Source organism: Janthinobacterium sp. FW305-128 (genome assembly GCF_020858135.1).
Taxonomy (GTDB): Bacteria; Pseudomonadota; Gammaproteobacteria; order Burkholderiales; family Burkholderiaceae_D; genus Janthinobacterium.
This window is the reverse complement of sequence record NZ_JACYMK010000020.1, coordinates 1-22,704: the sequence shown is the minus strand read 5'-3', so window position 1 is coordinate 22,704 and position 22,704 is coordinate 1. Positions and strand designations below refer to the sequence as shown.

General features: G+C 59.2%; 18 protein-coding genes. 14 read left to right on the top strand and 4 right to left on the bottom strand.

Annotated elements, in window-relative coordinates:
- The 5 genes from IGS60_RS27800 to IGS60_RS27780 all read left to right on the top strand — a co-directional run bounded on the left by IGS60_RS27800 (position 1) and on the right by IGS60_RS27780 (position 3,599).
- Positions 1-369 (top strand): hypothetical protein, encoded by a 369-nt coding sequence (locus IGS60_RS27800; protein ID WP_230506844.1) that lies wholly within the window; start codon positions 1-3, stop codon positions 367-369.
- Between the two features lie 627 nt (positions 370-996).
- Positions 997-1,770 carry a hypothetical protein gene (locus IGS60_RS27795; RefSeq protein ID WP_230506843.1) on the top strand — a complete coding sequence of 258 codons (774 nt, stop codon included), beginning with the start codon at positions 997-999 and terminating at the stop codon, positions 1,768-1,770.
- 176 nt (positions 1,771-1,946) lie between these two features.
- Positions 1,947-2,342, top strand: coding sequence for a hypothetical protein (locus tag IGS60_RS27790; RefSeq protein WP_230506842.1), 396 nt, complete (start codon positions 1,947-1,949; stop codon positions 2,340-2,342).
- A 523-nt stretch (positions 2,343-2,865) separates the two neighbouring features.
- The gene (locus IGS60_RS27785) at positions 2,866-3,129 is read left to right on the top strand and encodes a hypothetical protein (protein WP_230506841.1); all 264 of its coding nucleotides are present in this window, start codon (positions 2,866-2,868) and stop codon (positions 3,127-3,129) included.
- Positions 3,126-3,599 carry a hypothetical protein gene (locus IGS60_RS27780; RefSeq protein WP_230506840.1) on the top strand — a complete coding sequence of 158 codons (474 nt, stop codon included), beginning with the start codon at positions 3,126-3,128 and terminating at the stop codon, positions 3,597-3,599. The genes IGS60_RS27785 and IGS60_RS27780 overlap by 4 nt, the downstream gene beginning before the upstream one ends.
- Positions 3,600-4,743: 1,144 nt before the next feature.
- Here IGS60_RS27780 and IGS60_RS27775 read toward each other — a convergent pair.
- Genes IGS60_RS27775 through tssK form a run of 4 tightly spaced genes read right to left on the bottom strand, consistent with a single transcriptional unit; the run spans position 4,744 to position 11,152 of the window.
- A complete protein-coding gene (locus IGS60_RS27775) occupies positions 4,744-5,181 on the bottom strand; it encodes a hypothetical protein (protein WP_230506839.1) in 438 nt (145 codons plus the stop codon).
- 50 nt (positions 5,182-5,231) lie between these two features.
- Complete coding sequence (gene tssI, locus IGS60_RS27770; RefSeq protein ID WP_230506838.1) at positions 5,232-9,017, bottom strand: type VI secretion system Vgr family protein; 3,786 nt, start codon at positions 9,015-9,017, stop codon at positions 5,232-5,234.
- On the bottom strand, positions 9,017-9,796 hold the full coding sequence (icmH, locus tag IGS60_RS27765; protein ID WP_230506837.1) for a type IVB secretion system protein IcmH/DotU: 780 nt from the start codon (positions 9,794-9,796) through the stop codon (positions 9,017-9,019). The genes tssI and icmH overlap by 1 nt, the downstream gene beginning before the upstream one ends.
- A gap of 9 nt (positions 9,797-9,805) precedes the next feature.
- Complete coding sequence (tssK, locus tag IGS60_RS27760; RefSeq protein ID WP_230506836.1) at positions 9,806-11,152, bottom strand: type VI secretion system baseplate subunit TssK; 1,347 nt, start codon at positions 11,150-11,152, stop codon at positions 9,806-9,808.
- 360 nt (positions 11,153-11,512) lie between these two features.
- Between tssK and IGS60_RS27755 the strand changes: the two genes are divergently transcribed.
- The 9 genes from IGS60_RS27755 to IGS60_RS27715 all read left to right on the top strand — a co-directional run.
- The gene (locus tag IGS60_RS27755) at positions 11,513-12,091 is read left to right on the top strand and encodes a hypothetical protein (protein ID WP_230506835.1); all 579 of its coding nucleotides are present in this window, start codon (positions 11,513-11,515) and stop codon (positions 12,089-12,091) included.
- A 69-nt stretch (positions 12,092-12,160) separates the two neighbouring features.
- The gene (gene tssB, locus IGS60_RS27750; protein WP_230506834.1) at positions 12,161-12,670 is read left to right on the top strand and encodes a type VI secretion system contractile sheath small subunit; all 510 of its coding nucleotides are present in this window, start codon (positions 12,161-12,163) and stop codon (positions 12,668-12,670) included.
- A 4-nt stretch (positions 12,671-12,674) separates the two neighbouring features.
- Positions 12,675-14,159 carry a type VI secretion system contractile sheath large subunit gene (tssC, locus tag IGS60_RS27745; RefSeq protein WP_230506833.1) on the top strand — a complete coding sequence of 495 codons (1,485 nt, stop codon included), beginning with the start codon at positions 12,675-12,677 and terminating at the stop codon, positions 14,157-14,159.
- A gap of 29 nt (positions 14,160-14,188) precedes the next feature.
- Positions 14,189-14,680: a type VI secretion system tube protein Hcp gene (locus IGS60_RS27740; protein WP_230506832.1), complete on the top strand. Its 492-nt coding sequence runs from the start codon at positions 14,189-14,191 to the stop codon at positions 14,678-14,680.
- A 146-nt stretch (positions 14,681-14,826) separates the two neighbouring features.
- Complete coding sequence (gene tssE, locus IGS60_RS27735) at positions 14,827-15,315, top strand: type VI secretion system baseplate subunit TssE (RefSeq protein ID WP_230506831.1); 489 nt, start codon at positions 14,827-14,829, stop codon at positions 15,313-15,315.
- A gap of 2 nt (positions 15,316-15,317) precedes the next feature.
- On the top strand, positions 15,318-17,162 hold the full coding sequence (tssF, locus tag IGS60_RS27730; RefSeq protein WP_230506830.1) for a type VI secretion system baseplate subunit TssF: 1,845 nt from the start codon (positions 15,318-15,320) through the stop codon (positions 17,160-17,162).
- Positions 17,126-18,220, top strand: coding sequence for a type VI secretion system baseplate subunit TssG (tssG, locus tag IGS60_RS27725; RefSeq protein ID WP_230506829.1), 1,095 nt, complete (start codon positions 17,126-17,128; stop codon positions 18,218-18,220). Before tssF ends, tssG begins: the two co-directional genes overlap by 37 nt.
- 45 nt (positions 18,221-18,265) lie before the next feature.
- Complete coding sequence (gene tssH, locus IGS60_RS27720; RefSeq protein WP_230506828.1) at positions 18,266-20,938, top strand: type VI secretion system ATPase TssH; 2,673 nt, start codon at positions 18,266-18,268, stop codon at positions 20,936-20,938.
- A 228-nt stretch (positions 20,939-21,166) separates the two neighbouring features.
- Positions 21,167-22,704, top strand: a 1,538-nt coding sequence (locus IGS60_RS27715) for a type VI secretion system Vgr family protein (protein WP_230506827.1), incomplete at its 3' end; no start/stop codon positions are given.

Genomic DNA, 22,704 nt, shown 5'->3' with positions numbered 1-22,704 from the left:
ATGAAAATTTCTCTCAGTTTTGCAGCAAAAAACCCTCAATTTTTAAAAAAAATACGCCGAATTAGATCGGACTTTGAAGGTTTTTTTGATGATTTCTCATTGGTGGATTTAATCAATCCAATTCATGAGGCAATATTAATTGGTGTGACTGATTCAAGAGGGGATGATTTTTTTGAAATAATTAAAAATAGAGATGGATACTTTCAAACTCTTGCAGGTTTGGGCGGCTTTAATGATGATGAGGTATTGAGGAGAAAATTATTCCTCATAGTGTCTAGATCAATATCGGCGTGCCCATTTTCAAATCCTGACAGGGAAAAATTTTCTACTCTTTTGAAAAAATGGGAGGGTGAAATAATGAAAAATTGAGTTTCTCCGATAATCTAAGTATTTAGATTTGTGTGATTATGGCCCCATCCGTAGCTGGCCCCCTATTCAAGGCTCGGCATGTTTTGAGTACACTCTTTCCTTCCGCCTAATACGGGAATCGACCGAGTCGCAGGCCGAGCTGGTGCGTCGTTACAATGTTACGCGGCAAACCGTCGATCCCGGGGTCACGATCCCGGGGTCAGGTCCGCCATTTGTACACGATCTCAGCTTTGGCCGTCTCTTTTTTTTGCAAGTTGCGCTTTATTAAATGCCGATACGGCTCGACTGACTGTCTTGCTCGAGACGTGAAAAGCGGCGGCGATATGGGACATGGTAAAAGCGCTCGATAGATAAGCGCGTGCCATCGCCTCGTCTCTGTCGCTATAGTGCGCCCGAAACTGCTCTAATGACAGCATGACAGCGCAGCGCTGCGACCTTGGCGTATCTCTGGGCGTCTCGGTGCGCTGCGATTGCTGATGTGCTGAAATGAAGGCCTCATCGCCTAGAAGAATCTGGTGGCAGGTGCGAGCCGCCTTGGATGCGCAGATCAGAGCACAGGGCTTCACGCCGCTTCCACCAAAAGTGGTCGTTCCTACACGCACACCAAAGCCATGATAAGAGAATTGAATGACTGAGAAAGCATTTGCAATAGGACTTTATAGTTACACGACTCCAGCTCCAGGTGCTGATGGCTTGAAGGCATTCCACGATTTAGTTACGTCAATTTTCCATCGTATCGGGATTGCACCAACATATTTTGCGGCCGAAGGTTTAGGTTATAAGGGCGAGTTAACAAAAATTGGTGGAAGAGTATACACAAAGGCGCTGAAATCTGGCTTCTCTGATATTCATGTTATGTCATTGGTTGCAAATCCAGAAGGCAGCGCAGAGCCTGGTTATGATAGTTTTGCTTCGGCCTCTTTAAGTTATGTTGAAGAGATTGGTGAGACGTTGTTTTGTTTGGCAATTGAAGAGCGCTTCTTGGAGTTTGGCGGCGATATTTTTGAAAGAATTTTAATGTCGTGTATTGGTCTGAGGCACTGGAATTTTGGGTATGCTCTTTCTGAATTTATTGAAAAGAAACCCGAATTCCATGTCCTGGGTCTGGACGGTGGAAAGCTGACTGCTGAGGATCGAAAGCGTTTAAATAAATGGTATGTGTCACTGCCTGAAGTACGCTTCCAAAAAATTCGAGATGTGTATCCAGTAAACGTCCTAAATGATACACAATTAAATGCACAGGTTTCAGCTTCTCAGACCTTGGAAGATATTATTCGTGCAGATTCATTCTCTTCTTTGCGGCGTGTTGGCGATCGTCAGCTTTGGTTGTGGGAAGTCCAGCTAGGTGGTTTAGATGATCTTCGAAATATGCTTGCAACCAGCAGCGTATTGATCACCTAAGTAAGTGCTGATCAATTCGCTTTCGTAGCGAGTTTTGGCGAGCCAAATGGTCGACTGGCGCGTCGCTCGAGCCCGCACGGCCGGTGTCACGCACGGACTAGCTCAACCTAACCCCATCCCCCTGGATATGATGACGTCATTAAAAACAACTAAGCGATAATAAAGTCAGGAAGATTATGATTGAAATATTGCATCCAATGGAATTTGAATTGCCTTGTTCGCTACCCATTGAAATGTCCATAATATTAAATTCTGTTATAGAAAAGTATTTTGTTCATGATATAAATGCTGGTGATTATGTTAGAGCTGCTGAAGGTTTTTTCCGTTCTGTGAAAAGACGAAAAAATAATAATTATGTTGAGTATGTATTGGGGAAAACGCAGGAAATTTATGATGTGCTAATAGAAATCCAAGATTATATTAAAATTTCCAGGATTGATTATTTACTAACATCCGGATTGATGATTGGTGTGTATATTATAAAAGATAAAGGGGAAGTGATAGGTTGCATAAAGGGATACCGTGCGGATAAAATGACTGAGGAGGAATTTATTAATTCGAATTATGAGTAGTTAAGAAAAACTGATATTTTCTTTGGTTTGGTGATTTGGTGATTTGGTGATTTGGTGGTTTGGTTGGCGTGTTAATAATTAATGAAATTTGTTTTTAAAAAAATAATTGATGCATGGAGAGCCGGCAGGGGCGGTGGCGGTGGCGGTGGCGGTGGGGGCGGTGTCAGGTCCGCCATTCGTACACGAGCTCAACCTTGGCCGTTGCGATCTGTAAGTTGCGCTTTATTAAATGCCGATACGGCCGAACTGACTGTCTTGCTTGAGACGTGAAAAGCGGCGGCGATGTTAGACATGGTAAAAGCGGTGACAGATAAGCGCGTGCCATTGCCTCGTATCTGTGGCTATAGCGGACGTGATATTGCGCGAGTGTGTCTGAATACCGGACCTGACCCCGTCCCCCCTTGTTAGGACTTCAAGTATTTCTGGCACCACAGAGACATCACTATCTCCATTTTTTGATTATGCAAAAAAATATGAAGGTTATGTTTTTAAAATAGTAGTAAAGCCAGGAACTTCGGAAAAATTGCAAGAAATAGGAAATTTTGCAAATTCCGCAGCCTTTATCGAATTCCCCGATATGGTGGAGGGGAGAAGTGGGTGGGGGAGTAATAGCGTTAGATTTAAGGTGGAGGCTAAACCTAAGAGGAATGATCCTTTTAAAGAAATGAAAATTAATAATGGTCTTGGTGTTATGAATACGCAGCTTGGGATTGGGCCTGGCTTAAAGATATTCAATGATAATATACTAATGATTGAGAAGGTTGGGGAAGGGGATTCGAGGAAATGACGAGTTACTTTGAAGGTTTGAATGAGGGGCATTGTTTTAAGGTTGTATATTCTTTGTTTGATTTTCTTGAGAGAGAGAAGAAGAATAGTGGACGTGAGGATTTGTTTGAGGATGAGGGAGATGATAATTTTAAAACTTTTGGTGCATTTGGTTCGGTGCGTTGGAAAAAACATTTAATGGATGGGGAAATTCCAACGGTGCTTGTCTCTGGTGTTGTTGGACGTCATTTTTTTTCTGGACAGGATGATCATCTTGATGATGAGGTAAATGCATTTAATTGTTTGATGGAGAATGGCTGTGTGGTCAAGGAGGGAATGTATTTCAATGATAAAGAAGATTTTTTTCTTTATAAAGAAGGCGCTAGGATAAATATTCTTTATGCTTTTGATTTGCCTGAATATTTACATATTAAGAATGGCTGCAATTACTCTGATGCAGTTGTTGTTAAAGTAGAAATATGTCCCCTGTGACAAATAAGCGCGTACCATTGCCTCGGCTCGATCGCCATAGCGGTCCTGATATTGGCTAATGATAGTGTCACTGCTCTGCGTCGTGCCTTAGGCGTACTGGGAAAGTTTCGGAACGCTGTGAGCGGCAAAGGGGGACGCGGCTGCGGGGGCAGGTTCGCTTTTCGTACACGATCTCAGCCTTGGCCGTCTTGATCAGCAGCAAGTTGCGCTTTATTCGCTTGATTCAATGCCGATACGGCCCGGCTGACTGTTTTGCTCGATACGGGAACCAGGGTCAAGTTGAGCTAGTCCGGTTTTCATGGACATTCTAATAGGGGACAATGTGCCCCGCAGGATATTCATGAAGAAGACACAATTACCTTCGAAGGGGGAGATCATTCCCACTTCACCGGAGTCAGCACCTAAGTTGCGCGCCACATTCACAGATGAGTTCAAACGCTATGCGGTAGCGAGTCCGGCCGGGTCAGGTCCGCCATTCGTACACGATCTCAGCCTTGGCCGTTGCGATCTGCAGCAAGTTGCCCTTTATTAAATGCTGAGACGGCTCGACTGACTGTCTAGCTCGAGACGTGAAAAGCGGAGGTAATGTGGGGCATGGTAAAAGCGGTAGATAGATAAGTGCGTCCCATTGTTTCGTCTTTGTCGCTATAGCGGGCGTGATATTACGCGAGTGACAGGGGGACAGCGTGGCTCTGAAGATCGGCGTATCCTTAAATTCATCGAAGCGCTTCGATTGCTGCTGTGCTGAAATGAATGCGTTCTCGGCCAGAAGAATCGGATAACAAGTGCGAGCAAGCGGACTGGTGTCTCCTATCCCGGCCACGACAAACCGGCAATAGCGGATTTTGCAGGTGAGGGTATTTTTGAGGGTATCAGTAACTGAATGGTTTGGAAAAGACTGAAAAATCAAACGCTTAGCCACCTCATTGATCATCGAGTGGAGATAATCTCCCGTCCGGCAGCGTAAGGTAACGCCGGGTTAATGCAACAGCTAAGCCCCTGATTTTTCAGGGGCTTTTTTATGCGGGGCCGGACAACTGTAGCGGCCGGCCAGCAAGTGATCGCACAGCGATATCGTTTCCGTGACGACGGCACTTGCTGACAGACGCGGATGCTCTACAGCACCATTCGCGCCAGCATGGTCTTACTCATCTTTTTCAAAGATGCGGATCTTCGCGCCGCCCTGGTAGTCCTGCAGTTCCGCTTCGCCATCGATGCGTATGTTGCCCTTCAATATCACCTCCACGCTGATATCGACTCTTTTGATGCGAAACGTTTCAATGTCGGTTGGATGTATATCTATTTCCATGGAGATCGAGGCGCCTGGCGCAATCGTGGTGAATTTCGTTCTCAGCGCCGGATTCGCCAGACCACGGCGGGCGTAGGTGACGGCGCCCGTATCGGTATCGATGAATTTGACGATCGGGCCCGACTTGCGCAGGTAGTCGAGCGGAAAACCGATATCGCGGCTGCCATCGTTGCGGATGGTGACCAGCACGTCGATCGGCTTGCGCTGGTAGACGCAGCCAGCGTTGCCCAGGCATTGCAGGGAGATGGAGAGGGGCGCATGAGTGCTCGTCATGGTATTGGCTTTCAATGGTAGTGCCATCAGCATGGCATAGATAAGCAGTGTCAGACAATATCGCATCGTATCTTCCTGCCGATTTTTTTGCTCAGCAATTCCTGCGCTTCAATCGCGATATTCCAGCCGTGGCGTTTCAATATCAGTGCGCCTTCCGCATACGACATGATCGATTGCGTCAGGTCTTCCGGCGAGGTGCCGTTGACGTGGCAAACGATAGGCGCGTCGAGTGTGCCGTCCGGCTTGAAATAGCGTACCGTTTCTTCGAACTCCGTGTACGAGTATTCGTCGGGCATGCCGACGCAATGCCCGAATTCATGCGCATACGTGGTCAGTGCCGTTGCCAGCGACACGTTCATGACGTCGCCGGTCACGTTTTCGCGGTCATAGCGCTTGTGGATCTGCAGCGTGTAGTGCTGATTCTCGTCGACCCAGAGGACGCGGAAAACCACGGGCAACACTTTTTGTCCGCATTGCGGATCATTGATTTCAAGCCGGAACTTGTTGTTCCAGTTGCCTTCGATGCCGGCCGTCGCGTTTTTCTGCGCCAGCGCCACGACGTTGGCGCGCTGCTTGACGCGCAGCGCCGCCGATTCGGTGCCCTTGTCGCTCTCTTCCAGCGCCTGTCCTACGGCGTCCAGTACCGGGATGGCTTTGAAACGCACTTCCACCACCACCGGACCGTCCGATTTTGCCGGTATGTACAGCTTGAACCAGATCTTGTCCCTGTATTTGTGTGGCGTGCCGTCGTGCTGGTAAGGCTGCGCATAGCGGCCATAAGAGGGACCGGCGATTTCCTTTTCGTAGTCCTCGATCCAGCAGGCCGGCAGCTTGACCAGTACTTCCTTGCGGCGCTTGTTGTCCACCGGCGTGGTGCTGGAGTCGCCTGCCGGCTTGTATCTCGGTTCCGGCGGGGTGTTTGCCTTGGCCGCCGGCTGTCCTGGCGAACCTGGTACCGGCGCCGAAGAGGGGGCGGGTGCCGGTGCCGATGCCGAACCCTGGCCGCCCATCGTTTTCAGCAGCTCGATCACCAGCGCCTCGGCGGCGGCCGCTGCTATCACATGCGTCAAGCCCTTTTCGTCGGTCATGCCGCTCTCATAGCTGCCATCTTCGCGCTTGATGCGGTAGGGCTGGCGCGGCATCGGTTCGCCCGTGTCGCGGTCGCGCAGCACAAAGCCTTCATCGAACAGCTTGATGCGCGTATCGGGCAGTGCCGGCAGCACGCCGGCCGCGCTGGCGCCGCCGTTGAAGACGTGCTGGCCCCCCTTGACCGTGAAGTTGCCGGGGCAGGTGAACGTGATATTGCCGCCCTCTAAGGTGATCGACGATTGGCCAGCCTGCAGCGTGATCTTCTGGTTGGCCTTGATGTCGATGTTGTCGTTGACCGAGATCACGGTAATGGCTTTGTCGGCCAGGATTTCCAGTTGTCCCGTATGCGCCTGCAGCGATACCGGGCCGTTGGCGGCGATCGCCTGGATGCCGCCGGAGTGGGTAAACAGCCCATGCGCACTGGCCGCCACGGAGGAAAAAGTGTGTGCGGCCGTCATGTGCAGATCCGACTGCGAGGTCCATTGCAGCTGCTGTGCGGCAAACAGGACGGTCGAGCCGGGCGTGGCCCAGTTGATGCTGGCGGGCGCTTCCATCAAGACCAGGGGCTGGCCGAATTTTTCCACCGGCTGGTCGGTGGCCTGCTTGCGCTCGCCTGCGCTGGCCTTCAGCGCTCCCTGCCCGCCCACGCTGGCCTGGTATTTGCCGTCCTGCTGCGGGTCGATCTGCTTGATCAGGTCCAGCTGGGCCTGTTTCGCATCCTGGCTGAACAGGGCGGTTTGCTGTTGCGCGGCCTCGGCCAACGTCTTGTTCAGCTCGGCGGCGCCTTTCAGCTGGCCCAGTGCTTCCATGGTGTCGAGCTGGGTAGAGGCCACGCCCGCCCCCGTCTGTGCGCGGGCGGTGGTAGAGATGAGCACGCCTTCGCCGCCGCGCAGCACGGCCCAGGCGTCGGTGCGCAGTTCGAAGCCGCTGCCGCGGTAACTGCCGCGCTGGGCCGTGCCCACGCCTTGCTGTATCAGGTAACCAAGGTTCAACTGCGTGGCCGCGCTGCTCGTCGCCAGGCGGGTGCGCAACTGGCCCGGCGTGTCGTCGATGACCCACTGGTTATAGCCGCCGCCATCGAAATTATGGCTGTGGATGCCAGAAATGACGCCGGCGTGGTTGACGTCCGAATCGACGCCGGCCGCGTACGGCGGCATGTCGTTGCCCGTATAGAGCTGGGCCACCACCAGCGGACGGTCCATGTCGCCTTCGATGAAATCGACCAGGACTTCGGTACCGATGCGCGGCGTAAATTGCGAACCCCAGTTCGGGCCGGCCAAGGCTTCGGCAACGCGCACCCAAGTGCCTGACGCTTCGTTGCCGGGCGCGTTGCCTTGTTGATCCGTGTTGTGCGCCATGCCGCCGGGATTGGCGGCGGCGCCCCGTTGCCAGGCGAACTGGATGCGTACCTGATGGTCGCGTCCGGTGGTGGCCACGCTGTCGGGCAGGCCGACCACCAGTGCCGTCTGCGGTCCCAGCGCGCTGCTGGCCTGGCGCGCGGCGGTAGCGCGCGGCACGATGGCCACGCTGGTGCGCACGCAGCCGAAGGTGTTGCGGTAGGTGCCGGCCTCAAGCTGCCTATCGAGCAGGCTGGCAACGTCGCCCAGGCTGGCTATTTTCGACAGTTTCGACAACACCGCCGTCAGCGCGCCGCCGGCCGGCCCCAGGTTGTTGCGTGCCTGGTGTTCGACCCACAGCACGGTGAACTGGTTGGCGCCGCCGGGATAATGTTCGTGTTGCAACAGGTCGAAGGCGTGGCCGGCCGCCATGCGCCGCACCGCGCCAGCGCCCGTGAATTGCTTGTTCTCCAGTTCCAGCGCCTGCAGCATGCGCAGGCCGTGCGGATCCGCCGTCGTGTTGTCCGCATGGCGCCGCTCGCCGGCGCCGTCGTACAGCGGCAGGGGCGGCAATTCGCCCGCCGCCAGGCTGGAGCTGTGTTCGGCGGCCGGCGCCGCCAGCTGCTGCGGGTCCCAGCTGCTGATGCCGACCGCATTCGGGCGCACCTGGCGCCGCGCGCTGAAGCTGTCGATGGCGTCATCGGTATCGCTGGCGCGCATGCCGTGAAAGCGCAGGCCGGCCACTCCGGGTGTCGCCGGCGCGACGGCCTTGCTGTCGAAAATCACCAGCTTGTGCTTGGCCTGCTGCGCGTCCTGCTGCGCCGCGCCATCCTGCTCGTGCTCGAAGCGCCAGTTCAGGCCTTCGAAGGCGAGCACGCCCGCCAGGAAGGCCAGGTCGCTTTCGCGGTATTGCGTCCACACCGGGCGCGGCGCCAGTTCCTGGCTGACATCGAATTCGAAGCGGACCTGCGGATAGTCGCCGAGCAGTTCCGTGATGAGATCGCGCGCGTTCTTGTCCTGGAAGATATAGCTGTCGCGGCGCAGGTCCAGCAAGGCCAGGGCCGGTTCCAGGCGCAGCCGGTAGCGCGCCACGCCGCCGTCGGCGCCGGCAAAGGCGCAGTCGGTGCACAGGCCGTGCCAGGCGCGCCAGCTGCCGTCGGGCTGCAGCAGCTTGAGCGTGATTTCTTCGCCGAGAAAGCTGACCAGGTCCAGGCTCGCCGCCGTGCTCAAGGCATCGACTTCGAAGCGGAACAGCTCATTGACCGCCTCGCGGCCCGTCACCTGCTCGGCCATCAGCGATTCGGGCAGGTTCGATGCCTGCGCCGTGGTCAAAGTGATCAGCCGCGCATGCTGGGACAGGCCGGTGCCGAACGCGCCCAGGGCCGCGTCTGTCGTTGCCGGGCCGCTCATTACGGCAACGTGATGGTCAGGTTTGCCGTGCGCGGCGCCAGCTTGACGATATCGCTATAGGCGTTCATCTGGCGCTGCGTGTTCTTGGCAAGCATGGTGCGCAGGCCCAGATAGCCCAGTGCGCAGATCAGCGCGAATACCGAGCACAGCACCCATAGCGGCACGTCGTTGCGCAACTTGTGCGCGATCTGGTCGGGGCGTTCCGCATGCGGTGCGAAACCGGCTTTCTTGCCCTTCATCTGGGCGATCTCGTCGCCCAGGCGGGCCGTCAGGTAGGCCAGTTTTTCCGAGCCTTCCAGGATATAGCGGCCCTGGAAGCCAAGCAGCAGGCACATGTGGAACACTTCCAGCGCCTGCAGGTGGGCGCTGCCGCGCGCGCGCAGCGCCTCGAGACGGATGAAGAAGTTCTCGCCGGCCAGCTGGTCGCCGAACAGCACCAGCTGCAGCGGCCGGCGCGCCCAGTCGTCGCGGATGGCATACGGCGAGCGCAGGATGATTTCGTCGACAGCCGCGCAAAATGCGTACTTGGCGGCATCGATATCATCGGCCGAGGCGCCATGTTTTTTCGCCGCGTGGCCGAACTCGTCGAGAAACTGCGTCATTTTTCTGATGAAATCGGCATTGTCTTGGGGGCCGCTGCCGTTCTTCAGCATGAACAGCGCATAGAAACCGTCGTACATCAGGTCGCTCAGCGTATGTTCGGTGCCTGGGCCGGCCGGTACGCTCGATGCGTACGCGGCGGAGCCGCCGGACATCAGGGAGGGGGCGTTTGCATTCATCGTTTATCTTCAGGAAGTGATGGCGACAAGTTCAAGTTTCAGGTCCCGCATGCCGGACGGGACGTAGATCGAAATCGACTGGGCCTGCAACATGCGGTCGTACATCTGGCCCTTCGCTTCGATGGTGAAGTAATACGTATCGGGCCGTACCGGCACGGCCGCCGGCACCTGCGGCGTGTGCTGCAGGCGCACGCCGGGCAGGGCCGACAGCACGAATTTTTCCACGTCGTCTGGCGCGCCGATCTTGAAGCGCAGCGGCACCACGTCCACCAGTTCCACGCCCGGCATGTCGGCCGAGACGCCCAGGTAAAACGCGGTCTTGTCGTCGATCTTGCCCGAATCGAGCTTGCCGTGGTGGTACGACGGCTTGACTTCGGTCAGCGCGATGGCGAAATATTTTGAAGAAATCACCGTGTCGAGCAGCTCGCGGATGATCGCGTGCAAGCGCGCGAACGACGGTCCCGGATCGGCGTGCTGGTAGGCTGGCAGGTCCGCCAGCGCATGGGTTTTCGAGAACGTCATCAGCGCGCCGGCCAGCGCCAGCAGCGCTTCGTACAGACGCTCCGGGTGCAGCGCCGGATGATGGAAATAATGACTGAGCGAGGCGAACGCCGAACTGGCCGTGTGCAGCAGCCAGAACGAGGACATGTCGCCGGAACGAAATTCGATCACATTCTTGCTTGGCTCGCGGTGGTGGCCGTACAGGGCGTTCACCTTCGCCTGCAGCGCATCGATCAGGCGGCGCAGCTGCAGGAACAGCAGCGGCGCGCTGCGGATCGACAGGCTGGGCGGCACGAACGACGGGTCGGGCTCGAAGCCGCCGGTCGACAGGCGCCGCAGGCGCAGCAGGGCGAAATTCACATACGAATCACGCGGTTCCGATTCGGCCACCACGCGCAGCAATTTTTGCAAGTAGGCCAGTTCGGCCTGCGCCGCATGGGTGTACAGGTCGGGCGTTTCCACGTTGGCCTGGCCGTAGCGCGCGGCGCTGTTGGGGTGGCCAAGCGCGGCAAAGTTGCCGCCGAAATGCTTGAAGGCGGGCAGGGCGGCATAAAACGTGACGGTTTGCTGCGATTGCTGCAGCGTGCTCAAGTCCAGCGCGTCGGGCAACTCATCGGCGCCGGGCGCGTTGTAGATTTCTCCGTCCTGAAACACCAGCGACAGTTCCAGCAGCCGCAGGGTGTTATTGCTCAGCGCATCGCGGTCGATCTGCACGTGGTTGACACCCCAGGCATAGGGGTGCAGCGCCTTGATGCTTTCGTGCAGGCGGTGCTCATGGTAGCGGTCTTGCTGCTGGAAGTGCTGGGGGCGCAGAAACAGGCCTTCACCCCATAACAATTTGCTTGTAATGCTCATCGATTGCCCTTTTGCCTGAGGAATAAAAGCGCGGAGAACGCTGGCGCTCCCGGGCTCTCTTGACGCGCGATCGCCGTCTTGCCGGCGCGGCCGATCATCCAATATTTGCAACAAGAAACTATGTGCTTTTTTCGCAACTGCAACAACATTAACATTATCTGAAAGAAAGGTGCGTACGGTACGTTTCCCGCATGGTTGCTGCCTTAGCGGAGGATCGGAATGTGAGATTTCGCGTATTTTCTATTGAACGGAGTCAATATTAAATTCGTGTTAGTGTCGCAAAAATAAGAATTTAACAACTATAAATTGCAACCTTTCTTAATGACCGCGTCATTTTTTTTTTTTGAGGGAAATCAGACCATGTCTCGCCAATTCACATGCCATTTTCTTGCTGCGGTTGCCTGCGCATTGACGCTCAGTGCCTGCAGCACCACTCCTGCCGTGAAGACGCCGCCGCCGCCGCCCTCGCTCGACGAACTGATGGCAAAGGCGACCCAGGCTGCCGGTTCCGGCAACAACGAAGCGGCCATCGGTTTGTGGAAACAAGCTGCTGAGGCATTTCCCGCCGACAAAAATCCGTGGGCCCGCATGGCGCAGACCCGCTATGAGGCGGGCCAGTACGGCGACGCCATCATCAATGCCCAGGAAGTTCTGGTGCGCGACCCGGCCGACAAGCTGGCCAACAGCGTCATTGCGATCAGCGGACTGCGCCTGTCGACGCGTGCATTGGCCGACTTGAGCCGCCAGAACAACCTGTCCGGCCCGCTGCGCACCGAATCGCAGGATCTGGCCAAGCTGCTGCGCGAAAGCCTGGGCGAAACCGTGCTGGTACCGGCGCCGGCCGCGGCGCAGGTGCGTGACAAGCCGCCGCGTCCGCCGCGCAAAGGGCAGGCCAAGGCTGCCGAAAGCAGCGCCAATCCCTTCGATGGATTGAAGTAAAACTGAGGCAGCAAAGTATTTACCTGGGGCATCGCCGATGCCGTCGATTATTCGTAAAGGAATGATGTCATGTCAAAAAAAGAAAGTGTTCAAAAACGCCTGCAAAAGGTCCGGCCGCCACGCGTGCAGATGACGTATGACGTGGAAATCGGCGATGCGATTGAAAACAAGGAATTGCCCTTCGTGATGGGCGTCGTGGGCGATTTCGGCGGCAATTCCGAAGTCGAGCAAAAACGCCTGAAGGACCGCAAGTTCATCGGCATCGACCGCGACAATTTCGACGAGGTGCTCAAGGGGGTGGAGCCGCGCGCCGCGTTTGGCGTATCCAACGAGCTCAGCGATGAAGGCGGCCAGCTGCGGGTCGACCTGCGCTTCAAGTCGCTCAACGACTTCCGTCCCGAGGCAGTGGTGGAACAGGTGGCGCCGCTGCGACGGCTGCTCGAAGCGCGCACCAAGCTGGCCGACCTGCGCAACAAGCTGGCCGGCAATGACAAACTGGAAGATATCCTCAACGACGTGCTCAACAGCACTGAAAAGCTGGCCCAGCTGGAACAGCAATCCACCGCCAAGAAAGGCTGATCCCATGTCCGCTCAACTGACCCCCGCGTCCGGCGCCGCCGCGACTACCGATATCGGCTTGCTCGACCAGATCGTCGAACAAAGCAAGGTTGCCAAATCCAGCGTCGAGCATGCACGCGCCAAGGATCTGATTTCAGAACTGGTCAGCCAGGTGATGGAAGGCACCGTCGTGGTGTCGGATAACCTGGCGGCCACCATCGATGCACGCGTTGCCGAACTGGACAGGCTCATTTCGCGGCAGCTCAGCGCCATCATGCATGCGCCCGAATTCCAGAAGCTGGAAAGCAGCTGGACTGGCCTGCATCACATGGTGGACAACACGCCCACCGGCACCAACCTGAAGATCAAGATGCTCAACGCCACCAAGCGCGAGCTGGTGCGCGATTTCCAGAGCGCGCTGGAATTCGACCAGTCGACCATGTTCAAGAAAGTGTATGAAGAAGAGTTCGGCACTTTCGGCGGCGCTCCGTTCGGCGCGCTGCTGGGCGACTTCGAGTTCACGCGCCAGCCGGAAGACATGTATTTCCTCGAGCAGATGTCGCATGTGGCCGCTGCAGCCCACGCGCCCTTCATCTCGGCCGCATCGCCCGAGCTGTTCGGTCTCGAAAGCTATGCTGACCTCGGCAAGCCGCGCGACCTGGCCAAGGTGTTCGACACGGTCGAATACGCGAAGTGGAAGTCGTTCCGCGAATCGGAAGATGCGCGCTACGTCGGCCTCACGCTGCCGCGCTTCCTGGGGCGGCTGCCGTTCAATCCGGCCGATGGCGCCACCGTCGACGGCTTCAATTTCGTCGAGGATGTCGACGGTACCGACCACCAGAAATACCTGTGGTGCAATGCCGCCTATGCCTTCGGCACGAAGCTGACGGCGGCCTTCGACGACTACGGCTGGTGCGCGGCGATCCGCGGCGTGGAAGGCGGCGGCCTGGTCGAAGACTTGCCGACCCATACATTCAAGACGGACGAAGGCGAAGTGGCGCTGAAATGCCCGACCGAGATCGCCATTACCGACCGGCGCGAAAAGGAACTGAGCGACCTGGGTTTCATTTCGCTGGTGCATTGCAAGAACACGGATTACGCGGCGTTCTTCGGCGCCCAGTCGGCGCAGAAGGCCAAGAAATACAACACCGATTCGGCCAATGCCAATGCGGTGCTGTCGTCGCAGCTGCAATACATCTTTGCCGTCTCGCGCATCGCCCACTACATGAAGGCGATGATGCGCGACAAGATCGGCAGCTTTGCCGCCGCGTCCAACGTCGAAGAGTTCCTCAACCGCTGGCTGATGCAATACGTGCTGCTCGACGATAACGCCAGCCAGGAGCAGAAGGCCCAGTTCCCCCTGCGCGAAGCATCGGTGCAGGTGTCGGAGGTGCCGGGGCGTCCGGGCGTCTACCGCGCCGTTTCCTTCTTGCGTCCCCATTTCCAGCTCGATGAGCTGTCCGTTTCACTCCGTTTGGTCGCGGAGCTGCCGCAATCGACCAAATCCTGATTTTTTCATCAACAACCGAAAGGAATGACATGGCAATCGACGTTTACTTGCAAATTGATGGTATTAAAGGCGAATCCACCGACACCTCCCATAAAGATTGGATCGAATGCAAGTCGGTTCAGTGGGAAGTGCTGCAGCCGAAGTCCGCCACCGCGTCGACGGGCGGCGGGCATACCGCCGAACGTACCGAGCACAAGGATATCGTGGTGGCAAAGTTGGCCGACCTCGCCACGCCGCTGCTGCTGCAAAATTGCTCATCCGGTAAAACGATTCCGAAAGCCAAATTCGAATTCCTGCGCGCTGACGGCCAGGGCGAGCGCATCAAATACTTCGAGATCGAGCTGGAAAACGTGCTGATCAGCAGCGTGGCGCCATCCGTCGCACCTGGCGACATCCTCGGCGAAAACCTGTCGATCAAGTATTCCAAGGTCAAGTGGAAATACACGCAGCAAAAAGTCGGCGGTGGCTCCGGCGGCAATACCTCCGGCGGTTGGGACCTGTCGGCCAACAAGACGATTTGACCGACAGCGGCCCTTGCCGGATGAGTCCGTTCCGGCCAGCCGCCGGCGGTGACTCCGGCTTGTGCCAGCGTGACTGATTCTGCCGAATCAAAGGGCCGCCGCAGGCCGCCCTTTTGTTCCTTCCTACTGCCAACCACAGGATACCGATGAAGGGTTTTACGCCGGGATTGTTCGACCGCCTGATGGACACGCCAGTCCAGGGCGCTTCCAGTAGCACCGTCTCGCGCCTGTCGCTGGAAGATTTGAAAGACACCGTGGCGCGCGACCTGGAGGCGCTGCTCAACACGCGCACCGTGATCCCGGAAGCGCTGCTGACGAAATTTCCCGAATGCGGCCGCTCGATCGTCACCTACGGCCTCAATGATTTCGCCGGCCTGAGCTTGTCGAGTTCCGATGACCGCGCGTATATCTGCCAGTGCCTGGAAAAAGCCATCGCGCGCCATGAGCCGCGCCTGCGCAATGTGCGCGCTTCGCTGGAAATCCAGGAAGGCTCGATCAACCGCCTCAATTTTGCCATCACCGCGCTCTTGGTGGTGCACTCGGCCCAGGAACCCGTCAACTTCGACGCCATCCTGCAGCCGTCCAGCCTGCATTATACGATCAGCAAGGCGCGCCGTGCGGCGCAAGGAGCCTGAACTTGGAAGATTTGTTACCGTATTACGAACGTGAGCTGGGTTTCCTGCGCCGCTATTCGCGCGAGTTTTCCGAGCGCTATCCGAAGATCGCGGGACGGCTGCTGATCGGCGGCGAAGTCTGCGAAGACCCGCATATCGAGCGCATGATCCAGTCCTTCGCGCTGCTCAATTCGCGCATCTCGAAACGCCTCGATGACGATTACCCGGAGTTTACCGAAGCGCTGTTCGAGGTGCTGTATCCGCATTACCTGCGGCCGTTTCCCTCGTGTTCGATCGCGCGCTTCGACTACGGCGGCGCGGCGGCGCAGCTGACGGCCGCCACCGAGATTGCGCGCGGCACCGAACTGGCGACGCGCCCCGTCAAGGGCGTCGCGTGCACCTTTCGCACCGCCTATCCCGTCACCGTGGCGCCGCTGGCGCTCACGCATGCGGCATTTTCCGCCATCATCGACGCGCCCGAGCAGATGCAACTGCCGCCAAACGCCACCTCCAGCATCAGCATCGTCATCGAAGCGACTGCCGAGCAGATCTCGCTGGCGCAGCTGGGCGTGGCGAAGCTGCGCGTGTTCATCGATGGCGAACCGTCGTTTTGCGCGGCGCTGCGCGACGCGCTGTTCATGCGCACGGTAAAGGCCTATGTGGAAGCCGATGACAGCGGCCGCTGGAGCGCGCTGGCGCATATCCCTGTCAGCACGGCCGGCTATGCCGAGGACGATGCGCTGATCCCGTTTTCCGCCCGTTCGCATCCGGCTTACCGGCTGCTGACCGAATACTTCTGCTTTCCCGAAAAATTCAATTTTTTCGACATCGACCTGGCCGCGCTGTGCGCGCCGCTGCCGTCCGGATGCCGGCGCATCACGCTGCACCTGGCCCTCGCCGGCCTGCGCACCGATTCGAATACGGCGCGCATGCTGGGCACCATGTCGACGAATAACCTGCTGCTGGGCTGCACGCCGGTGGTCAACCTGTTCCGCCAGCGCGGCGAGCCGATCCGGCTGACGCACACGGCCGCCAGCTATCCGGTGCTGGCCGATGCGCGCCGCGCCTATGCCTTCGAGGTGCAGGCAATCGAGTCGGTGAAGCTGGTGCGCCAGACGCCGCAAGGGGAGACGATCACCGAATTTCGTCCTTTCTATTCGCTGCGCCACGGCCAGACGCCCGCCAGGGATGGCCATTACTGGGTGATGCGGCGCGATGACACCATCAGCGAAAAAAGCCCCGGCTACGAGACCGAGATTTCCATCGTCGACATCGATTTCGACCCGGCTGCGATTGAAACGGACACTCTGAGCCTGGAGCTGAGCTGTACCAACCGCGATCTGCCGGCCCAACTCACCTATGGCCTGCGCGGCGGCGACCTGTTCCTGGAAGGCGGATCCAGCGTGCGCAGCATCAGTTTCCTGCGCAAGCCGACCGAGTCGCACCGCTTCGAGCGGGGCCGCGGCGCGCACTGGCGCCTGATCTCGCATCTGTCGCTGAACCATCTGTCGCTGTCGGGCGGCGGCCTGGAAGCGTTCCAGGAAATGTTGACACTGTATGACTTGCCCCGTTCGGCGACGTCGCAACGGCAGATCAGCGGCATCGCGGCGATCGACCACAAGGCGGCCAATGCCTGGCTGCCCGGCAATCCCTTCGCCTGCTTGGTGCGCGGCATCGAAGTGCGGCTGACGCTGGACGAAGAAGCTTTTGTCGGCAGCGGCATCCATGCGTTTGCCCATATCGTCGAGTGTTTTCTCGGCCTGTACGTGCATGCCAACAGTTTCACGCAACTGGTGGTGCTGTCGAAAAAATCGGGAGAGGAGTTGTTGCGATGCAAACCACGCAGCGGCGATTTGAGCCTAGTGTAATCGAGCGCCTGTTCGCCGAGCCTTACCGCTTCCAGTACTTCCAGGCGGTGCGCATGCTCGAACTCTGGCTGGCCCGCAACGGCATGGCGCGCGAAGGCGCGGTGGCCAATTTCCTGCGCTTTCAAAACTCGGTGTCGCTCAATTTCGCGCCCAGCCAGCTCGAAGCGGTGCAAACCGAACCGCGCGAGCTGGGCGCCCTGGCGGCCGACATGCGCGCGCTGGGCGAGGCCGTGCGGCGCGCCGAACTGAAATACGTCCGCATCACGCCGGCCTTCATGGGTTTTCTTGGCGTGGCCGGCGCGCTGCCGGCCCATTACACGGAACGCATCGCCGCGCACCAGCTGTACGAGAAAGACGAGGGACCGCGCGCCTTTCTGGACACGTTTTCCAACCGCGCGCTGGCGCTGTTCTACGAAGCGTGGCGCAAGTACCGCCTGGAACTCAAATACCAGCTCGATGGCAAGGACAAGTTCCTGCCGCTGCTGCTGTCGCTGGCGGGACTAGGCCATGCGTCGCTGCGCCAGCGCCTGTACGACGGTGGCGATGGCGTGCTCGATGAGTCTGTGGGATTTTTTGTCGCCGCCATGCGGCACCGGCCGCCATCGGCGGTGGCGATGGGGCAGGTCTTGTCCGCGTATTTCGGCCAGCCCATCAAGGTGACCCAGTTTATCGGTTGCTGGTACGACGTGCCGCGCGATCAGCAAAGCAGCCTGGGCGGTATGAACGCCATGCTGGGTTCGACAGCGCTGGTCGGCGCGCGCGTCTGGCAGCGCGATTTGCGCATGCGGCTGGTGGTCGGCCCGCTGGCACGCGCCCATTTCGACGCCTTCCTGCCGGGCGGGGCGGCGGCGCGCGCGCTGGAAAAAATGCTCACCATGTTTACTGGCCTGTGCCTCGAATACGAAGTGCAGCTGGTATTGCGCGCCGACGATGTGCATGGCGTCACCCTGGAGCAGCCGCGCAGCGGCGGGCGCCTGGGCTGGGACAGTTTCCTGATTACCGCCGGCGCCGCGCAAGACCGCAGCGACGTGCGCTACGAACTGCATGCGCTGACATGAACCATCTTCTTTTTTTAGCCGTTTCCACACAAGGACTTTTGCCCCATGAGCATCAACCTCAAGACGCTGATCAGCAAGCTCAATGACACCAGCCGCACCGCCGCCACCCGCGCCGCCGGCATCTGCGTCGGCCTCGGACAATACGAGGTCGACCTGGAACATCTGTTCCTGGCCCTGCTGGAACAGCCGGCCAGCGACTTTGCGCTGATCGCCCGCCACAGCGGCATCAGCGTCAGCATGCTCGAAGCGGACCTGCAAGCCGAAGTGGCGCGCCTGCAGACGGGCAATGCGCGCACCCCCGTGTTTTCGCCCAGGCTGCCGAAGCTGTTTGAAAACGCCTGGCTGATCGCGTCGCTCGACGTACAGGCCGGCCGCCAGGCCAGTATCCGCAGCGCCCATCTGCTGCAGGCGCTGCTGACCGACCCGGAGTTGGCGCAGCTGGCTTACCGCGGCTCGAAACTGTTCAACAAATTCAAGCTCGACGACCTGAAGCACAACCTCGACAAGATCACGCAAGGCTCGCAGGAGGCAGCCGGCGCTGCGGCTTCCGATGGCGAGGCCGGGGAGGGCGGCGAGGGAGGAGGAGACCCCGTCGGCGAACTCGAAGGGCGCGCGGCCGCATCGAAGACCCCGGCGCTGGACCAGTTCACCACCAACCTGACGGCGCGCGCGCGCGACGGCAAGGTCGACCCGGTGATCGGGCGCGATGCCGAGATCCGCCAGGCGATCGATATCCTGATGCGCCGGCGCCAGAACAACCCCATCCTGACGGGCGAGGCGGGCGTGGGCAAGACGGCCGTGGTCGAAGGACTGGCCCTGCGCATCGCGCAGGACGACGTGCCCGAGGTGCTGAAGGGCGTCGAAATCCATACGCTGGACATGGGCCTGCTGCAGGCCGGTGCCAGTGTCAAGGGCGAGTTCGAGAACCGCCTGAAAAACGTCATCGACGAAGTCAAGAGAAGTCCGCACGCCATCATCCTGTTCATCGACGAAGCGCACACCATGATCGGCGCTGGCGGCACGGCCGGCCAGAACGACGCGGCCAATCTGCTCAAGCCGGCCCTGGCGCGCGGCGAGCTGCGCACGATCGCCGCCACCACCTGGGGCGAATACAAGAAATATTTTGAAAAGGATGCCGCGCTGGCGCGCCGCTTCCAGGTCGTCAAGATCGAGGAGCCGAGCGAAGAACTGGCCTGCGCCATGTTGCGCGGCATGGCGCCGCTGATGGAAAAGCATTTCAATGTGCGCATCTACGACGAAGCCATCACCGAAGCGGTACGCCTGTCGCACCGGTACATCTCAGGCCGCCAGTTGCCCGACAAGGCCATCAGCGTGCTCGATACGGCCTGCGCCAAGGTGGCGCTGGGCCAGAACGCGACGCCGGCCCTGCTGGAAAACCTGGTCAAGAAGCTCGACCGCATCGACGCCGAAGTGGCGACGCTCGAGCGCGAGGAAAAGAGCGGCGGGAACCACCCGGTGCGTCTGAAAGAGTTGCGCGCGCAGCGCAGTAGCGCCGCTGGCGAGCATGCGGTGCTGGCCGCGCGCTGGGAAAGCGAAAAGACATTGACCGGGAAGGTCAGGGCGGCCCGCCAGGACCTGGAAAGTGCTGGCGAAAAACCGGACGCCAGCCAGGGCGGCGACCTGCAAGCCCTGCTGAAGGACTTGCGCGCGCTGCAGGGCGAGACGCCGATGGTGCCGGTGCAGGTCGACGGCCACGTGGTGGCGGAAATCATCGCCGGCTGGACCGGCATCCCGCTGGGAAAAATGGTCAAGGATGAAATCCGCACGGTGCTGAAACTGAAGGATATGCTGGAAGAGCGCGTGCTGGGCCAGTCGCATGCGATCGAGGCGGTGGCGCAGCGCGTGCGTACTTCGCGCGCCAACCTGGACGACCCGAACAAGCCGAAGGGCGTGTTCCTGTTCGTCGGCCCGTCCGGCACGGGCAAGACGGAAACGGCGCTGGCGCTGGCCGATGTGCTGTACGGCGGCGAACGCAAGCTCATAACCATCAACATGAGCGAATACCAGGAAGCGCACAGCGTGTCGGGCCTGAAAGGCTCGCCGCCCGGCTATGTCGGCTACGGCGAGGGGGGCGTGCTGACCGAGGCGGTGCGGCGCAACCCGTACAGCGTGGTGCTGCTCGACGAAGTGGAAAAAGCCCACCCGGACGTGCTCGAACTGTTCTTTCAGGTGTTCGACAAGGGCGTGATGGAGGATGCCGAAGGACGCGAGATCGACTTTAAGAACACCATCATCATCCTGACCTCGAACGTCGGTTCGAGCACCCTGATGCAGGCCTGCCTGAACATGGCGGCGGCCGACCTGCCGACGCCGGAACAGCTGGAGGAAAAGATCCGCCCGCAACTGGTGAAGACCTTCAAGCCGGCTTTCCTGGGACGATTGAAAGTGATTCCCTTCTATCCGATCTCGGACGATGTGCTGGTCAATATCATCGGCTTGAAACTGGGCAAGATCGCCCAGCGCATCGCGGCCAATCACAAGGCCGAATTCAGCCACGACGAAGCGCTGGTCGACGCCGTGCTGGCGCGCTGCACCGAAGTCGACTCGGGCGCACGCAATGTCGACAATATCCTTAACGGCACCGTGCTGCCCGAGATCGCCGAGTCGGTGCTGGCCAAAATGGCCGAAGGCGCCGCCATCACGAAGATCAAGGTCAGCGCCAACAAGCAGGGGCAGTTCAAGTACACGATCAGGTAAGCACTGCAGCCATGGTGCGTGGAAAGGAGGGGTGGCGGACGCAATGTGCCCGCGACGGCACGGAGCACTCTGCACACCCGGTTTCAATCGCACTCCTGGGATAAACATTCCTAGCTACAATAATTATCAAATATATAAATGTGGTAACAGACTAACGGGAATCGCATGTGATCCACCTCGAGCGACAAGATTGCGGACGCACTGGCTGTTTTCACGAGCGTCACCCGGTTGTACGAACTGACCGTCGGTGAAGGCCAGGACAGCGGCCTGCTGGTCGAAGCCTTTGCCGCTGACGAAGGGCTGCAGGAAGTCGGCGCGCGCGACATCATCGCCCTGTCCACCAGCGCGCATGTGCCGCTGGCTTCCTTGCTGGGCCAGCCGGCCAGCCTGCATGTCAGCCTGGCCGACGGCACGCGCACGCCATTTTCCGGCTACATCAGCGCAGCGGCCATGCTGGGCAGCAATGGCGGCCTGGCGCGCTACCGGCTGCGCCTGACGCCTTGGCTGTGGCGGCTGGGCCAGGTGCGTAACAGCCGCGTCTGGCAAGACAAGACCGTGATCGAGATCGTCGAGTCCGTGTTCGAGTCTTATGCCCCGGCGGCGCTGTGGCGCTGGAGCGACGAGGTCGCGTCGTTCATGCAGGACGCGGGCGAACGCAGCTATTGTTGCCAGTACCGCGAATCGGATCTCGATTTTATTCGCCGCCTGCTGACCGAAGAGGGGCTGGCCTGGCGGTTTGACGGTCAGACCCTGATCGTTTTTGCCGACAGCAGCCAAGTTTGCGCCACGCCAGAGGACGCCAGCAGCGCGCAAGGCGGCGGGCTGCGCTTTCATGGTGCGCGTGTCGGCGAGCCGGGCGACAGCGTGCAGGCCTTGCGCGCGCGGCGCAGCCTGCACGTCGGGCTGAGTAGCGTGCTCAGCTACGATTACAAGGCGAAAAAGGCGGTTGCCGCCAGCGTGCCGACGAATATGATTCTTGGCGGCAAGAACGCGCCGGGGCTGGAAAGCTACGATACGCCGGGCCAGTACTGGTATGCGAATGGTGCCCAGGCGCAGCGCTACGCGCAGCTGCAGATGCAGGCCCACGAAGCGCGCGCCCAGCTGTGGCAAGCCCGCTCTACCGTGCGCACCCTGCGCGCCGGCACGCGCTTTACCCTGACGCAAGGACCATTGCAGCCAGTCGACGGTGCCGCGCCCGAGTATGTCGTGCTGCGCGTGGCCAGCATCGGCGTCAACAACCTGCCGCTGCCGGCTTGGCAAGGACTGGCGGAACTGTTCGGCCCGATACCGGAATTGCTGGAAGAAACCGTGGCGCAGTGGGGCGCAGGGTTTCCCGATGTCGCCGCCGCGATCGCCCAGGCGCAAGCCAGCGGCTACGCCAACTGCATCGATATGATCAGTGCGGCGATTCCGTGGCGTCCGGCGCACGATGACGGCGAGGCGCGCCAGCATGCCACGCCGACGGCCCTGGGCAGCCAGAGCGCCATCGTCGTCGGCGCCGATGGCAATGACGCGGCCAGCGGTGCCGATGAGATTTACTGCGACAGGCTGGGCCGGGTGCGCATCCGTTTCCACTGGCAGCAGGAGCAGCACGCCGGCTGCTGGGTGCGGGTGGCGCAGCGCGCGGCGGGCGGCGGCATGGGCAGCCAGTTTCTGCCGCGCATCGGCCAGGAAGTGCTGGTGCAGTTCCTGGAAAACGATATCGACCGGCCCGTCATCGTCGGCGCCCTGTACAACGGCCAGGGCGAGGGCGGCAGCGTACCGAC

What these genes read in the sequence shown, in the direction of transcription:
- IGS60_RS27800 (WP_230506844.1), top strand. Translation starts at nt 1, where the DNA reads ATGAAAATTTCTCTCAGTTTTGCAGCAAAAAACCCTCAATTTTTAAAA.
- IGS60_RS27795 (WP_230506843.1), top strand. Translation starts at nt 997, where the DNA reads ATGACTGAGAAAGCATTTGCAATAGGACTTTATAGTTACACGACTCCA.
- IGS60_RS27790 (WP_230506842.1), top strand. Translation starts at nt 1,947, where the DNA reads ATGATTGAAATATTGCATCCAATGGAATTTGAATTGCCTTGTTCGCTA.
- IGS60_RS27780 (WP_230506840.1), top strand. Translation starts at nt 3,126, where the DNA reads ATGACGAGTTACTTTGAAGGTTTGAATGAGGGGCATTGTTTTAAGGTT.
- IGS60_RS27775 (WP_230506839.1), bottom strand. Translation starts at nt 5,181, where the DNA reads ATGACGAGCACTCATGCGCCCCTCTCCATCTCCCTGCAATGCCTGGGC.
- tssI (WP_230506838.1), bottom strand. Translation starts at nt 9,017, where the DNA reads ATGAGCGGCCCGGCAACGACAGACGCGGCCCTGGGCGCGTTCGGCACC.
- icmH (WP_230506837.1), bottom strand. Translation starts at nt 9,796, where the DNA reads ATGAATGCAAACGCCCCCTCCCTGATGTCCGGCGGCTCCGCCGCGTAC.
- tssK (WP_230506836.1), bottom strand. Translation starts at nt 11,152, where the DNA reads ATGAGCATTACAAGCAAATTGTTATGGGGTGAAGGCCTGTTTCTGCGC.
- IGS60_RS27755 (WP_230506835.1), top strand. Translation starts at nt 11,513, where the DNA reads ATGTCTCGCCAATTCACATGCCATTTTCTTGCTGCGGTTGCCTGCGCA.
- tssB (WP_230506834.1), top strand. Translation starts at nt 12,161, where the DNA reads ATGTCAAAAAAAGAAAGTGTTCAAAAACGCCTGCAAAAGGTCCGGCCG.
- tssC (WP_230506833.1), top strand. Translation starts at nt 12,675, where the DNA reads ATGTCCGCTCAACTGACCCCCGCGTCCGGCGCCGCCGCGACTACCGAT.
- IGS60_RS27740 (WP_230506832.1), top strand. Translation starts at nt 14,189, where the DNA reads ATGGCAATCGACGTTTACTTGCAAATTGATGGTATTAAAGGCGAATCC.
- tssE (WP_230506831.1), top strand. Translation starts at nt 14,827, where the DNA reads ATGAAGGGTTTTACGCCGGGATTGTTCGACCGCCTGATGGACACGCCA.
- tssG (WP_230506829.1), top strand. Translation starts at nt 17,126, where the DNA reads ATGCAAACCACGCAGCGGCGATTTGAGCCTAGTGTAATCGAGCGCCTG.
- tssH (WP_230506828.1), top strand. Translation starts at nt 18,266, where the DNA reads ATGAGCATCAACCTCAAGACGCTGATCAGCAAGCTCAATGACACCAGC.